This window comes from Aquabacterium sp. A08 (assembly GCF_011742065.1).
The window spans coordinates 1-233 of the sequence record NZ_JAAQQT010000234.1 but is presented as its reverse complement, the minus strand read 5'-3'; the positions used below and the strand labels follow the sequence as shown (position 1 = coordinate 233).

Sequence of the window (233 nt, the reverse complement as noted above, 5' to 3'; positions counted from 1 at the left end):
ATCCCGGCCTCGGCATCGAACACGCTGGTGCAGTGCTCGCCGCGGAAGTCGGTGGACACCACCTTGTCGGTGGTGTAACCCAGCACGCCCTGCAAGCCGCCTGCGCTCACCGGCGTCTCGCTCATGGCCTTCATGTGGGCGCAGATCTCGGCGTAGCTGGCCTCGCGCTCGAGCTCGACCGTCAGGTCCACCACCGAGACGTCGGAGGTGGGCACGCGCAGGCTCATGCCGGT

1 pseudogene is annotated in these 233 nt (G+C 68.2%); it reads right to left on the bottom strand.

Annotated features, from left to right (window positions below):
* Positions 1 to 233 (bottom strand): annotated as a pseudogene (locus HA630_RS01315) (type I glyceraldehyde-3-phosphate dehydrogenase); the annotation flags it as partial.